13 protein-coding genes and 1 pseudogene are annotated in these 13,605 nt (G+C 68.1%); 5 read left to right on the forward strand and 9 right to left on the reverse strand.

Going from position 1 to position 13,605, the window contains the following annotated elements; genetic code table 11:
• A pseudogene (locus VXC91_RS35725) lies at positions 1 to 441 on the reverse strand (serine/threonine-protein phosphatase); the annotation flags it as partial.
• Between the two features lie 506 nt (positions 442 to 947).
• Between VXC91_RS35725 and VXC91_RS35730 the strand changes: the two are divergent.
• The 4 genes from VXC91_RS35730 to VXC91_RS35745 all read left to right on the forward strand — a co-directional run bounded on the left by VXC91_RS35730 (position 948) and on the right by VXC91_RS35745 (position 4,100).
• Entirely contained in the window at positions 948 to 1,475 is a 528-nt protein-coding gene (locus tag VXC91_RS35730) for an SMI1/KNR4 family protein (RefSeq protein ID WP_329511513.1), read from the forward strand.
• A gap of 314 nt (positions 1,476 to 1,789) precedes the next feature.
• The gene (sigJ, locus tag VXC91_RS35735) at positions 1,790 to 2,698 is read left to right on the forward strand and encodes an RNA polymerase sigma factor SigJ (protein WP_329511514.1); all 909 of its coding nucleotides are present in this window, start codon (positions 1,790 to 1,792) and stop codon (positions 2,696 to 2,698) included.
• A 13-nt stretch (positions 2,699 to 2,711) separates the two neighbouring features.
• Positions 2,712 to 3,182, forward strand: coding sequence for a carboxymuconolactone decarboxylase family protein (locus tag VXC91_RS35740; protein WP_329511515.1), 471 nt, complete (start codon positions 2,712 to 2,714; stop codon positions 3,180 to 3,182).
• Positions 3,183 to 3,425: 243 nt separating this feature from the next.
• On the forward strand, positions 3,426 to 4,100 hold the full coding sequence (locus VXC91_RS35745) for a TetR/AcrR family transcriptional regulator (RefSeq protein WP_329511516.1): 675 nt from the start codon (positions 3,426 to 3,428) through the stop codon (positions 4,098 to 4,100).
• A 375-nt stretch (positions 4,101 to 4,475) separates the two neighbouring features.
• Here VXC91_RS35745 and VXC91_RS35750 read toward each other — a convergent pair whose 3' ends face one another.
• Positions 4,476 to 5,027 carry an AAA family ATPase gene (locus VXC91_RS35750; protein WP_329511525.1) on the reverse strand — a complete coding sequence of 184 codons (552 nt, stop codon included), beginning with the start codon at positions 5,025 to 5,027 and terminating at the stop codon, positions 4,476 to 4,478.
• Positions 5,028 to 5,415: 388 nt separating this feature from the next.
• Here VXC91_RS35750 and VXC91_RS35755 point away from each other — a divergent pair, with 388 nt between their 5' ends.
• Positions 5,416 to 6,354 carry a MerR family transcriptional regulator gene (locus tag VXC91_RS35755; protein ID WP_329511517.1) on the forward strand — a complete coding sequence of 313 codons (939 nt, stop codon included), beginning with the start codon at positions 5,416 to 5,418 and terminating at the stop codon, positions 6,352 to 6,354.
• Positions 6,355 to 6,593: 239 nt separating this feature from the next.
• On the opposite strand, the gene VXC91_RS35765 is transcribed toward VXC91_RS35755, so the two are convergent.
• The 7 genes from VXC91_RS35765 to VXC91_RS35795 all read right to left on the reverse strand — a co-directional run bounded on the left by VXC91_RS35765 (position 6,594) and on the right by VXC91_RS35795 (position 13,374).
• Complete coding sequence (locus VXC91_RS35765) at positions 6,594 to 7,919, reverse strand: extracellular solute-binding protein (RefSeq protein WP_329511518.1); 1,326 nt, start codon at positions 7,917 to 7,919, stop codon at positions 6,594 to 6,596.
• 74 nt (positions 7,920 to 7,993) lie between these two features.
• Positions 7,994 to 8,881: a carbohydrate ABC transporter permease gene (locus tag VXC91_RS35770; RefSeq protein WP_329511519.1), complete on the reverse strand. Its 888-nt coding sequence runs from the start codon at positions 8,879 to 8,881 to the stop codon at positions 7,994 to 7,996.
• Positions 8,874 to 9,983 (reverse strand): carbohydrate ABC transporter permease, encoded by a 1,110-nt coding sequence (locus tag VXC91_RS35775; RefSeq protein ID WP_329511520.1) that lies wholly within the window; start codon positions 9,981 to 9,983, stop codon positions 8,874 to 8,876. Before VXC91_RS35775 ends, VXC91_RS35770 begins: the two co-directional genes overlap by 8 nt.
• A complete protein-coding gene (locus tag VXC91_RS35780; RefSeq protein WP_329511521.1) occupies positions 9,980 to 10,882 on the reverse strand; it encodes a glycerophosphodiester phosphodiesterase in 903 nt (300 codons plus the stop codon). Before VXC91_RS35780 ends, VXC91_RS35775 begins: the two co-directional genes overlap by 4 nt.
• Positions 10,876 to 11,676: a glycerophosphodiester phosphodiesterase gene (locus tag VXC91_RS35785; protein WP_329511522.1), complete on the reverse strand. Its 801-nt coding sequence runs from the start codon at positions 11,674 to 11,676 to the stop codon at positions 10,876 to 10,878. Before VXC91_RS35785 ends, VXC91_RS35780 begins: the two co-directional genes overlap by 7 nt.
• Entirely contained in the window at positions 11,669 to 12,526 is an 858-nt protein-coding gene (locus VXC91_RS35790; protein ID WP_329511523.1) for an inositol monophosphatase family protein, read from the reverse strand. Before VXC91_RS35790 ends, VXC91_RS35785 begins: the two co-directional genes overlap by 8 nt.
• A complete protein-coding gene (locus VXC91_RS35795) occupies positions 12,523 to 13,374 on the reverse strand; it encodes a DeoR/GlpR family DNA-binding transcription regulator (protein ID WP_329511524.1) in 852 nt (283 codons plus the stop codon). Before VXC91_RS35795 ends, VXC91_RS35790 begins: the two co-directional genes overlap by 4 nt.
• Positions 13,375 to 13,605 lie beyond the last annotated feature (231 nt).

Genomic DNA, 13,605 nt, shown 5'->3' on the forward strand with positions numbered 1-13,605 from the left:
CAAATAGAGGCTGGCGATCTCCAAGGGCCCGACACGGCGCGGCATGGGCCGCAGCAGAACCTTCTGCGTGGCGTCGGCCACGGTACGAACTTCGGTGAGTGTGTACTCACGCTGCAGGCGCAGATGGCTGGCGTACGCGGCGGCCGCGGTGACCGCGGCGATGGCTCCTGCGGTGAACAAGAGGGAATGCTCCGACGCCGTGACAGCGTAGACCGCGACCCCCAGCAGGCAGGTCAGCCCGAGGACCAGTGTGGGCACAACCCGCCACAGCGCTGCCGCGAGTGCGGGAGCGGCCGGAAGCAGCCGAGCGATGGCCACTTCGGGCGGCGTCAACACCCCGAGGACGCCAAGAAGCAGTGTCAGGAGCAGCGGCGAGACCAGCACCGGATCCCGACGGACTCGGCCCCACCACCGCGCACTGCTCCCACCAAGGTCCCACATAGGCGCAAATATAGGCAGAAACCAAAAATAGTGATGGTATCCGCGTCCTACGGGACCGGCGCGAATCAGGAAGGGCGATAACCGTCACGCCGGATTGAGTGTGGAAGCTTCCCCGCGGCGGGAGCGGACCACGTTGACTGCTCCCCTCCCTGAGGCTGAAGGGAGGGGATTCTCGCCTTCGGGCTGAGTGGGGATTTCCAGCTCACGCTGCCAGGCCAGGCGGCGCCCCGTCTGGTCTTCCCCGATCAGCACCAGCCGGGGCCGGACCCGCCCCCGATGGCAGCGGTCGCCTCCGAGGGCCTGGCCGCCGCCGGCCCGTCCCGCCCGGGGCAGCCAAGGCCGCACGGGGTCAGTCGAGCGTGCAGTGCCCGGTCCGCCCATGGAGCTGCCTGGCCAAGGTGTGAGGCCAACTCTCGCCGCCTCGCCGGGTGCTCACCGGATTCCTCCGAGGATGCCCCGGCCTTCAGGACGGCGGACTGTCGAGCCCGGCTCCTACGATGCCGGTCATGGCACGCTTTGAGGATCTTCAGCTCCCCTTCTGGGACACCAGCAGCGACTACGGAGTGCAGCCGCCCCTGACCGACCGGGCAGTCGTGGAGGCCGAGCGGCTGTTGAACGTCACACTCCCCGACTCGCTGTTGGACCTGCTCCGCAATCAGAACGGTGGCCAGGTCAGCGACAGCCGGAATGCCTTCCCCACAAGCCTGCCGACCTCATGGAGCGCCGACCACGTCCCGTTCGACAGCGTGATGGGTATCGGTCACCGCGAGCGGACGTTGTCCATGCTCGACAGCCCCTACCTGGTCGAAGAATGGGGCCTGCCCACGGCGGTGGTGCTGGTCTCGGGTAACGGGCACTACTGGATCGGGCTCGACTACCGGACCTGCGGCCGGCACGGGGAACCGTCCGTTGCCTGGTTCGATGCGGACGACAACTCGGAACTGGCCCTCGCGCCGGACTTCCACTCCTTCATCAAGGAACTCACTTCCGCCCGGGAGTTCAAGAGCGAGCGGAACGAAGGGGCACCCGGCTGACCTCACCGGCGAAGCGCCCACCAGCCGGGGCCAACTCCCCGCCACGAGCCCCATCACCGGGGCGAACCATGCCTGATACGGCACCAGCTCAGCCCGAGGGGAGGGAGCAGTCAAGCCCTGGAACGCATCGGCCCCGTCCAGCCGGGCGGTGCTGGACGGGGCCGAGCGGTACGACGGTGTGGTGGCCGGCACCGGCCAACAGGCGTGGCCGGCTGACGGAAGGGGCCGGCGCGGCCCTGCCTGCGGCGCCCTGTCGACGCGTCGACCACGAGACGAATATCACAATTCGGGCATCGCTGTCACACTTCGGAGGCATGACTCGTCCTCCCCGCATGAACGAACCGAGCGCCACCGCCGAGGCGGCGAGGATCTTCGAGGAACTGCGGCCCCGCCTGATCGGCGTCGCCTACGGCCTCCTCGGGACCCTCGCCGAGGCCGAGGACGTCGTGCAGGAAGCCTGGATCCGTCTCCAGCGTTCGGACCTCACCACGATCGATGACCTCACCGGTTGGTTGGTCACTACTACTTCCCGTATTGGCTGCGACGTGCTGCGTTCGGCCCGCGTGCGCCGTGAGGCATACGTCGGGCCGTGGCTGCCCGAACCGGTCGAGACCGCGCCGGACCCGGCCGACGCCGTCAGCCTTGCCGACTCCTTGTCCTGGGCGATGCTGGTGGTGCTGGAGAGCCTCTCACCGGCCGAACGTGCCGCGTTCGTTCTCCACGACGTCTTCGGACTGTCCTTCATCGAGGTCGGCACAGCCCTGGGTCGCGGTCCAGCCGCGTGCCGCAAGCTTGCCAGCCGCGCCCGGGTCCGTGTCGAGCAGCGCAAGCCGCGCTTCAACGTCGACCCGGAGGCCCACCGGGAGGTCGTCGATGCGTTCGCGGAAGCCGCTCACACGGGAGACATCGACAAACTGGTGCGACTGCTGGATCCAGAGGCGCTGTTGACCACTGACGGTGGCGGAGTGGTGCGTGCCGTACTCGAACCGCTCCGTGGAGCAGATGAGATCGCCCGGTTCTTCGCGCGCGGCGCCCGCTTCGCGCCTGACCGCGAGTTCCGCGCCATCAGCGTGAACGGTGGTCCGGCGCTTCTGATGGTCGATGACGGCCGAGTCAGCGCCGTGGTCGCGCTTGGGATCCGCGAAGGGCGCGTGACCACGATCGACGCGGTCCGCAACCCCCATAAGTTCCACGGCCTCCATACCACCCGTGAGGCCGAGTAAGGAAAGGAAACAGATGGAAGCCCGTTTCAACTTCACCGACGCCGAGTTCGGCCGACAGTTCTTCCGCAAGTTCGGCGCCGCCGCGCTGTCGCTGTACGAGGCGCCCCTGGCGAAGACCGTCCAGGAGCTGGTGAAGATCCGCGCAAGCCAGATCAACAGCTGCGCAGCCTGCACCGACATGCACACCAAAGACGCCCTGGCCTCAGGTGAAACGCAGCAGCGACTCAATCTGGTCGCGGTGTGGCGGGAGGCTACGGTCTTCACCGAGGCCGAGCGTGCCGCGCTCGCCCTCACCGAGCAGGGCACGCGGCTCGCCGATACCCGTGGTGTGGACGACACGACCTGGGAGGCCGCCCGGAAGCACTTCGACGACGAGGAGTTGGCCGCGCTGATCGCCCTGATCGCGGTCATCAACGCCTTCAACCGCTTCAACGTCATAGTCCGGAATCCGGCCGGCGACTACACGCCCGGCCAGTACGCCTAGGAGACCGGGCGGGCCCCACCGCTTGAAGCGGTCGGGCCCCTTCGGATCCCGCCCCGGGGGTGACGAATCCCCCCTTCAGGGAGGGGAGCCTTCAAGGCTGGTTCCCCCTCGGGACGGTGCGCCGGTCTCGACGCCCAACTTCTTGAACTAAGCGCAAGAGCACGTTGGCAGGGGACTTGAACTATGCGCAAGAGGAGTTTCTGAACTTTGTACAAGAGGCTGGTGCCGCTCTATCGTGGGCCCATGCCACGCAACACCCTCACCCGCGATCAGATCGTCCGCACCGCCGTCGAGCTGCTCGACGAGGAAGGCCTCGAAGGCCTGAACATGCGCAGCCTCGGCAAGCGCCTGGACAGCGCGGCCACCGCGGTCTACTGGCACGTCAAGAACAAGGACGATCTCGTCCAGCTGGCCGGAGACCTGGTCTGGCACGAGATCGAGCTCCCGAAACCGGACGCGAGCGACTGGCGCTCCGCGGCCGTGTCGCTCGCCGTCGACCTGCACGCCATGTTCGGGCGCCATCCATGGCTGGTGCAGGCCTTCGGCTCCTACCTCTTCTACGGTCCGGGCAAGGCACGGTACGACGACCACTGCCTCGCCCTGTACGAGCAGGCCGGGTTCACCCCCGCCGACGCCGACCAGGTCGCCGCGGCCGTCTTCACCTACGTGCTCGGCAACGCGCTCGGCACAGCGGCCATGGTCTCCCTCAACCGGCGCCTGAACCGGGGCGGCCACGACCCGCAGGCGCTCATCGAGGCCACCATGGCCAAGGCAGCAGAAGTCGCCCAGGAATTCCCCCGTCTTCGTGCACGTCTGGCCAAGCCCTCCGCCACCGACTACGCCGCCGCACCCGAACAGACCCTCGAACGCGGCCTCCGCGCCCTCCTCGCCGGACTCGAAGGCCCGGTTCCCGTATAGCTGCGGCCACGTGTCATCTGTGGGCAACTGAGCTGATCAGCCCCTTGGTCGGCCGACGGTGTCCGCCTCGGACTCGACCACTACCCGAAGGCCCTGCTGCGCAAGCCCGGCACCCTGCCCAGGGCGACCACGCTGGACCACGTCCGCGCCGCCGGCCGGCTCACCCCGTGCACGACGCCTGGTGGGAGGCGGTGCGCACGGCACACGGCACGCATCGCTGGACGAAGATCTTCATACGGTCCTCGCCTCTGCGCGGTCATCGTGGACCGGCTCACCTTCGGCTTGACGACACCATCGAGACCGGCACCGGCTCCTACCGCCTCGTGCACGCCGAAACGCAGCAGAACGGCGGCCGGCCACGGGCCACCACCGCGATCACGCGCCTAATGTCCCATCGGCTTGGACCCGGGCCAGCACCTGGTCGGCCAGCTCCTGCGGGGTCAGCTCGCCATCCAGGAACACCGTGTCGCCGGGCAGAGCGTCGGCCGCGGCCATGCACGGTTCGATCCTGCCCTTGCACCAGCGCCGGACCCGCTCGTCCTGCTCGGGATCATCCGGCGTGAAGCTCCGGCTGTCGATCCGCTCCTCCAGGACCTCTCGGGAGACCTTGAGGAAGAAGTGGTGAACGTCGATGCCCGCATCCTTCAACACACCGAAAATCTCACCGACATACCCGGCATTCACCACGGTCATGGGGACCAGGACCGGGCGACCGTACTCCTCGACCAGGCCCACCGCCAGGTCGGCGACCTGCCGCCGCCACAGCCGAAGGTCCTGGAAGTCACCGGTCGGCACCTCCACGATCTCCCGCAGCACATAGCCGACCATCTCCGGGTCATAGACCAGCGCCTCGGGCCAGCGTGGACGCAACTCGTCCACCAGCGTGCTCTTCCCGCTGCCGAACGCACCGTTCAACCAGACGATCAACGTGTTCCCCCAGCCCGGTTGCCATGCCCGCGCACCGGGCCCGGCGTGTCGGATCAGCATGCCGCGCGGTCTGGGCGGAGCCAAAATCCATTGCCAGAACATGCCCGAAAGATCACCAAGTGGGGCCGAACCCCACTGTCAGGCGGGGTCGGTTCCCGTTGTCGAAACCAGGCCGGCTCCCCGACCGTCCAGGATGTTCTGCACTCCGGGCAGCTGGACGCCCCGTCGGCCTGCACTGCTTCGGTCCTCGCCCGCGCCGCCGTGTCCGGCGCCCATGCCGCGACCGGCACGCCGACGAGCAGAACAGGCCGCCACCATTGCCGACAGCGCGCGGAGACGTGGGGCGCAGACTTGAGTCTCCTGCAGGGGGAGACCGGAGGGTGAGTTCATGGACGGCGGCACGCTGTACTCGATCGGTGAACTGGCCCGGCGCACCGGGCTGACGGTCAAGACGATCCGGTTCTACTCCGATCGCGGCATCGTGGTGCCTGCCGACCGCACCCATGCCGGTTACCGGCTCTACGCCCCGGATGCTGTCGCTCGCCTTGCCCTCGTGCGGACGCTGCGGGAACTGGGACTCGGTCTCGACATGATCCGGCGGGTCGTGGACCAGGAACTCACACTCAGCGACGTCGCCGCGGAGCACGCCGCCGCACTGGATGTGCAGATCAGCGTCCTGCGTCTGCGGCGGGCGGTGCTGACAGCCGCCGCCAAACGCGAGCCCACCTTCGAGGAGATGGAACTCATGCACCAGCTGGCCACACTGTCCGCGGCCGAACGCCGCCGCCTGATCGACGACTTCCTCGACACCGTCTTCGAAGGCCTCCACAGCGGCTCCCGCCACGCCGCAACTCGGCGCTCCATGACACCCGAGCTCCCCGACAGTCCCACAGACGAGCAGATCAGGGCATGGGTGGAGCTGGCCGAACTGTCCCTGGACCCGGACTTCCGCACCAGTGTGCGGCGCCTGGCCGAAGACCATGTGGCCGGCCTGCCCGACGGCGCCCCCATGCCACCGCGTCCGGACATCGTCGCCGTCACCCGTGATCTTGTGGGGCTAGCCGTGGCGTGCGGCATCAGCCCGGATTCGCCTCGGGCCGATCCTGTCGTCGCGGCGCTCACCGCTCAGTGCGCACGCGCCCGCGGCCGCCGCGATGATGCCGGGCTGCACCGGTGGCTGCTGCACCGTCTGGAAGCCGCGAGCGATCCGCGCAGGGACCGGTACTTCCAGCTGCTCGCGCTGATCAACGACTGGCCGGTACCGGAACGCCTCGTCCCGGTGATCGACTGGTCCGTCACAGCTTTGCGGGTACGGGCAGCTCGATGACGCAACAGCCTCGCGGCTCCGCCGGACAGCAACGGGGACGGTTGAAGGCTCCCCTCCCTGAAGGGAGGGGATTCTCCACCCTCCAGGGCCGATGTGGGGATCTACGGCTCAGGCTGCCGCCCGGGCCCGCGGCCCAGGCGGTCTTACGCCCTCAGCACCGTCCGGGTTCCAACCTGCTCGGACCAGCATCACGCGGGCGGAGTTGATCTCTCGCGCAGGGTCAACGGAGAGGACAGCGGTCACTGTGCGGAGTCGATTGCCTGCTGCGCCTTGTTCTGCAGTTCCTTGGCTCCTTGCTGCGGGGTGAGCTTTCCGGAAGTCACCTTGGTGAACACGTCTGCGGCGATTTCGCCCCGGACGCTGGCGAGCGCGGTACTTTGCGGCAGCAGGTGTGCGTGCGGGGCGATGTCGTTGATCGCCGTGCCGTATTGGGGTGCGGACTTGATGGCGTCGTTGATTGCCGGATTGGCGATACTCGACTGGGTGGCGGGAATGCACCCCTGGCCGGGGCACATCAATGCCTGGTTCTGCGCTGAGGCCATGTACTTGGCGAAGAGCCAGGCGGCCAGCTGTCGTTGCGGCGTGCTGTGGAAGACCACGTGCGCGGAGCCGAACAACTCGGTCAGCGGCGGCTGGCCTTGAGCGTGCGGGAACATGGCGATCTGCCAGTCGGCGTTCTTCATGTCACTGGACCAGGTGGTGGCGTATCCGGTGCTGGCGAAGACCATACCGGCCTGGCCGCTGGTGAAGGAGGACTTGTAATTGCCGGAGACCACCGCGCTGCCGTTGTGGAACATGCTCTGCCAGGAGCGCAGCACACCGACCGTGGTGGGGGCGTCCAGCTGCGCCTTGGTTCCGGCGGCATCGACCCAGGGGGTGCCTGAGGACCATATGGCGTCGAGGAGGTCAGCGCCGTCGCCGGGTGCGGTCACCCAACCGGGCTTGCCGGTGGCCCGCTTGATGGTTTGGGCGTCGCTTTGGAACTCCTGCCAGGTGGTGGGGGGCTGCTTGATTCCGGCCTTGTGCAGCAGGTCCATGTTGACGTAAAGAGCGTTGGCCGTGCTGGCGAAGGGCCAGGACATCGTCTGGTTGCCGTAGACCTTCAGCTTGGTACGGTCGATCGCGCCGGGGAAGAAGTCGCTTTTCTCCTTGGCGGACACGCCCCAGTGGGATGCGAGGTAGGGGTCCAAGGGCTGCAGGAGGTGGGCCTGGTTGTACTGGGCGGCGTACTGCTCGGAGGCGGTCGCGATGTCCGGTAGGCCGCCGCCGGCCGCGGCGGACTGGATCTTGGCGGCGAGGGCGGTCTCGTCGCTGCCGGCGCACACGTGCTTGACTGTGATCTTGTTGCGGTTCTCCTCGTTGAACCGCTTCACCGCGTCGGTGATGCCTTCGTCGCAGTAGCGTTCCCAGTAGGTGATCGTCACGGGCTTGTTCAAGGCGGCCGGCACGGCGCTCTGCTTGGGCGACGACGATGTGGCCGGTCCGGTGGCACCGCAGGCGGTCAAGCCGACAGCGCAGAGGAGCGCACCGGTCGTCAGGCCGGCCGTGCGCCAGGTTGTGTTCATCACAGGTCCTTCAGGTGGTGGGTGATGGTGGTAGGGCGAGGTGATGTAGGGCGAGGGTGGTATGAGGTGGGGGTTCAGCCGCGCAGGCCGGAGTAGGCCACGGATTCGCGGAACTGACGTTGGGCGAGGAGGTAGAGGGCCAGCATCGGCAGGATGCTCAGGGCGGCTGCTGCCATGATCAGGTTGGGCTGGCTGTTGAACTCTCCTTGCAAGTAGAGGATTCCGACCTGGACCGGCCGGATGGCCTCGCTGTTGGTGACCACCAGCGGCCAGAGCAGGGAGTTCCAGTACTCGAAGGTGGAGAGCACCACCACTACCGCGAGTGCCGGGCGCACCATGGGCAGGGCGACGGACCACAGGTAGCGCAGGCGCCCGCAGCCGTCCAACCGGGCGGCTTCCCAGTAGTCGGCCGGGATGCTCAGGAATGCCTGGCGGAGCAGGAAGATGCTGAATGCGTCTGCAGCAGAGGGCAGGATCATGCCGAGATACGTGTCGTACAGGCCGTGCCCGCCGTAGCCGCTCCCGTCGTTGCCACCGATGAACGGCAGGTGCCGGATGGTGACGAAGTTGGGGATCAGCGTCACCTCGCCAGGGATCATCATCGTCGCCAGGAACGCGGCGAACAGCAGCCTGCGGCCGGGGAACCGCATGTGCGCGAACGCGTAGGCGGCCAGGGTGGCGATGACGGCCTTCAGCAGGGTGCCGCCTGCGGCGAGGATGAACGAGTTGAGGTAGTAGCGGCCGAATGTCTGTGGCGGGGTGCGCCACGTCGTGGCGTAGTTGGAGAACTGGAACTTGTGCGGCCACAGGGTGGGCGGGAGGTGGGACACCTCGGCGCCCGACTTCAGTGAGGACAGCAGCATCCAGACGAACGGGAAGATCATCACTGCGGCGCCCGGTACGAGCACGACCAGTGGGAGCGTGGCCCGCAGGCGGTGCCGGAATCGCTGCGGATCAGGCATAGTGCGTCCTTCGGCCCAGCAGGCGGAACTGGAGGAGGGTGAGCAGCATCAGGACGGCCAGCAGCAGGAAGGACACGGCGCTGGCGTAGCCGACCTTGTTCTGCTCCTGGTAGAAGTCGTTGAAGATCTCGATGGTCAGTACGTTGGTGGTGCCCAGCGGTCCGCCGGCCCGTTGCACCCCGTTGCCGCCCCCGAAGCCCCCCTGGGTGAGCGCGTAGATCGGGGTGAACGCCTTGAACGACATCGCCGTGGTGTAGACGAGGAGGAACAGCGTGGTGGGCGACACGAGCGGCAGGACCACGTGCCGGACCTTGCGCCACCCGGCGGCCCCGTCGATGTCGGCCGCGTCCATCAGTTCGCGCGGGAGGGCGGACAGCCCGGACAGGTAGATCATCACGCTGAAGCCGAGCGTGTTCCAGACGCTGAAAACGATCACCACGCACAGTGCCACGCTGGGCCCCAGGAGCGCGTCCGGAAGGCCTGGCGAGAGGCCGATCGGCGCGAGCAGTTTCCTGCCGATCGGGGTCGGGTCCAGCAGCCAGGTCTGCGCGGGCAGCCCCAGAGCGCGCAGTACGGCGTTGGCCACACCCAGCTGCGGATCGAAGATCCACACGAAGACCAGCCCGCTGGCTGTGATTGTGGTGGCGTAGGGCAGGAAGAACAGAGTGCGCAGCAGATTGCGCAGCGCCCGCACGCGAAAGAGCAGGTAGGCGATCACGAAGGCGAGCGCGACGGAGGCGCCCACCGTGGCCACGGTGTAGTAGATCGTGTTCAGCAGGGCCTGACCGACCGGGCCTGCTTGGAGATGGCCGGAGGCGTCGTGGTCGACGAGGTCACTGCCGAAGATGTGGGCATAGTTGCCCAGGCCGACGAAACGTTCCGGCACGATCCCCCACTGCCAGAGGCTGATCCAGAAGCCGAACGCCACGGGCCACAGGCCGAAGACGCCCAGCAGCACGCCGGAGGGCAGGACATAGGCATAAGCCACCCAGTCCACCCCGCGCAGGCGGGACGGCAGTCGCCGGGCCTTGGCGCCTGGTGGAGCGAGACGGTCCGGTCCGCGGCGGCCGGAGGCCAGTTCCTTGTCGAGCGAGATGGTCACCGCGTCTCCTGCCTTGCTGCCGCTGCGGGCCCGCGGTCGACTACGGGGGCGTGGTCGGCTACGGGGGCGTGGTCGGTGCGCGCGGCGGGTGGGACGGGGCCGGGCCGCAGGTGCCGGCGGGTGGCGGCAACGTCGTCGGTGACCACGATGTCGACTGCCAGGTCCCGCAGCCTGGCTGCGGTCGCCCGCAGCATCGGCTCTTCCTCGGGAACGCCGGGCAGCCGGAGTTCGGCGCTCGTCATGAAGCCGATGCCGGCCTGGCGCAGCTGTGTGACCATGTCCGCGGTGGCGAACGTCGTGTCTCCGCTGACCAGCACGGCCCCGGCGGCCTGCGCAATGGCTACCGTGTCCACGGGCCGCCCGTGCTGGGTGATTCCGACGGCGACGTCGGGAGAGCGCCGGTGGAGGAAGCGGGCGAATTGGTGGTCCGGGCACTGGAGCACGACCTGCCCGCTCACGCCGGCTTGGTCGATCGCCTCCAGCAGGGCGTCGCCGATCGCCTCGGCCCGGTAGAAGTCCAGCGCGGGATAGTGCCGGATGTCGAGGTTGAGGTAGACGCGGTCCTTGGCCCAGCGCAGGACTTCTTCCAGCGTGGGGATCCGCTCACCCGCGAAGTCGGAACCGAACCAGCTGCCGGCCTCCAGAGCGGATATCTGATCGTTCGTCAGGTCCTGGACCCGGTGCGCTCGGCCCGTCGTGCGGGTGGTGGTGACGTCGTGGATCACGACGAGCCGGCCGTCGCGCGTGGGATGAAGATCGAGCTCGATCATGTCGGCCCCCGCAGACACTGCCGTGTCGAAGGCGGCGAATGTGTTCTCCGGGGCCTGGTTCAGCGCGCCGCGGTGAGCCGAGATCAGCGGGCTGCCCGAGGCGAGGGGAAAAGCGAGAGGAGTCAGCACGGGAGGTCACCCCCGGAGTTCCGGGCGACTGCCTCGACGAGCTGAGGCAATTCGGTCCGAGCTGTGACGATCATGTCGACTCCCCAGTCGACCAGGAGGGGTACATCGGCGGGGTAGCGGGCTTCGGCGCTGACCAGCCGGCCGGTGTCGTGGCAGTACCGGACCGTGTCCGGGGTCAGGCACCACGTCGACTGGCTCAGCAGGTCCGCTCGGGTCGCCTCCAGGATCTCCGGCAGGCAGGGGGTTCGTTCATTGACCACGACGCCGCGGGGGATGCCCGGCAGGCACTGTGCCAGTTCGGCGACGAGCAGGTGGTCGCTCGAGTAGAGGATGACGTCGTCGCGTTCCCGGTCACCGAAGACGTCGACGAGGGCGGGTACGGCGCCGGGGTCGAAGACCGGGCTGGTCTTCACCTCCACCAGCAGCCGAGTGCCGTGGTCGGCGGCCCAGGACAGGACGTCGGCCAGGCGGGGGATCCGCTCTCCCCGGAACCGGGGGGCGAACCACGACCCTGCGTCCAGCTCCTGAAGTCGGTGCCAGGAGTGCGCGCGGACCGGCCCGCTGCCGCTGGTGGTGCGGTCCACCCGTTCGTCGTGCACGACCACCGCCACGGCGTCCGCGCTGAGCTGGACGTCCAGTTCCACGACATCCGCGCCCGAGTCGACCGCGGCCTGGAAGGCCGCCATGGTGTTCTCCGGGGCACAGTGTTCAGCTCCGCGGTGCGCGACGAGCAGCGGGCTCGGCGGCGTACGCCACATGGCCAGGCGAGCGGGGCGGTGGATGAGTTCAGTCATCGCTGCCCCCGACCAGTTGGGCCAGGCACGAGCCCGAGAGGTCGAAGTCGGCGACGCACGCCACGTAGCTGGATGCCGCCCATGGCCCCGGCGCACTACCCGCATCACGGCGTACCGGGCGGTAAACACCTCCTGCGGCCTCGACCAGCATCGCACCCGCGGCAACGTCCCACGGCTTGGCGTTGAGACCGACGGTCGCGTCCAGTCGGCCGGCTGCGACGTACGCGAGGGTGAGCGCACCGGAACCCAGCCGCCGCACCGTCCTAAAGGAGCGGACCATCTCGGCGAACAACTCCGCATCCGGCAAGCCGTTCGCGGCCAGCCCCGACTCGCGGTGGGTCGGAAAGTCGGTGGCCAGCACCGCGGTCCGGTCGGTCGGGACACCACGGGAGCTCATCGGGACGCCGTTGACCGCAGCACCGCCCAGGTGGGCGGTGAACAGTTCCTCCCGCAACGGGTCGTACACCACACCCGCGATCAGCCGGTCATGCAACGCGGCTCCGATCGACACGCAGAAGAAGGGGACTCCGCCGGCGAAGTTGCTCGTGCCGTCGATCGGGTCGACGTACCAGGTGATCTCCCCGGCGCCGCTGACACCCCCCTCTTCCCCCACCACCCGGCTCTCGGGTACGGCGTCAGCGAGCTGACGGCGAATCAGGTCGTCGGCGTGCTGATCATGGGGGGTGACCAGGTCGTGGAAATCGGCCTTCGTGTCCACTGCGTCGCGGGCGGGAAACTCCCGCCGCAACAGATCGCCCACGCTCCGCGCGGCCGCTCCGGCCACCTCACACAACCGAAGAGAGGTCGACTGGAGATCCTCGTGTGCGAGGGAGCGGTCTTGCACGGTCACAGACTTTGTCCTTTCTCACGCATTGCAGAGCCGACCGAATCCGCGCGGCCCACTGGGCCGGCATCGGACGGCGCGTCATCCGAGGCGACCACGATGGCCACCCCGCTCTCGGCCAACCAGGACTGGTAAGCCTGGTCCGGCAGGCGATCGGTCACCATGCCTCCCACCTCGGACAGCGGGGCGACCAGCGCAAGCGCCGCTGTCCCCACCTTGGTGTGATCTGCCAGGACGAACGTCTCGGCCGAACCCGCCACCATGAGCCGGTCGGCCGTGCCGCGGCCCAGGTTGGAGTTGAACACTCCGTCGGCGGTGATCCCCGACGCCCCGATGAAGGCCTTGCGCGTCCGGAACCGGGTCAACGTCGATTCGGCGACGGGACCGCTGAGGTCGCGGTTCAGGTTGTCGGCGCGCCCACCGGTGGCGATCACGGTCAAACCCGAGTTCGCCATCAGCACCGTCAGTGCCGGCACCGAAGTGGTGATCACGGTGAGGTTCTGGCGCGTACTCAGCGCGCGCGCCAACTCCAGGCACGTGGTGCCCCCGCTGAGGAAGATCGTGTCGCCCTCGTCCACCAGCGCCGCGGCACGCCGGCCGATGGCCGCCTTCGCCTCCAGCTCCCGTTCACTTCGCTCGGTATAAGGCTTGTCCGCTACCACCCGACCCACGGCGATGACCCCCCCGCGGGTCCGCCGCACCAGCCCCTTCTCCTCCAACGCGGTGAAATCCCGACGCACCGTCATCACGGAAACACCCAGCGCCCGTTGCGCCTCCCGCAGCGACACCACGCCGTTGCTGCTCACCAGCTCACGGAGACGTTCCAGGCGAGCGGCAGGTATCTCAACTGACACCAAGTCCTCCCAACTTCGATCAACACCTACCGGTTTCTATCAGAGCCGGCGCCGTCGTGGTAGAAGTCTCAACGTCGAAAACGGAAACAGCTCGGAAACAGTGCGGTGGCTATGAGTCATCCGGCCAGGTCACGGAGACTCCGTTCTGGTAAGAGGTCGCGCGGATAGGCGTGCGATCATGGTCGGCGCTTCGGGCGTCTGTCCCAGCGGTGGGTGGTCCATGCCCATCGG

The sequence above is a fragment of the Streptomyces chiangmaiensis genome, from assembly GCF_036281785.1.
Taxonomy (GTDB): domain Bacteria; phylum Actinomycetota; class Actinomycetes; order Streptomycetales; family Streptomycetaceae; genus Streptomyces; species Streptomyces chiangmaiensis.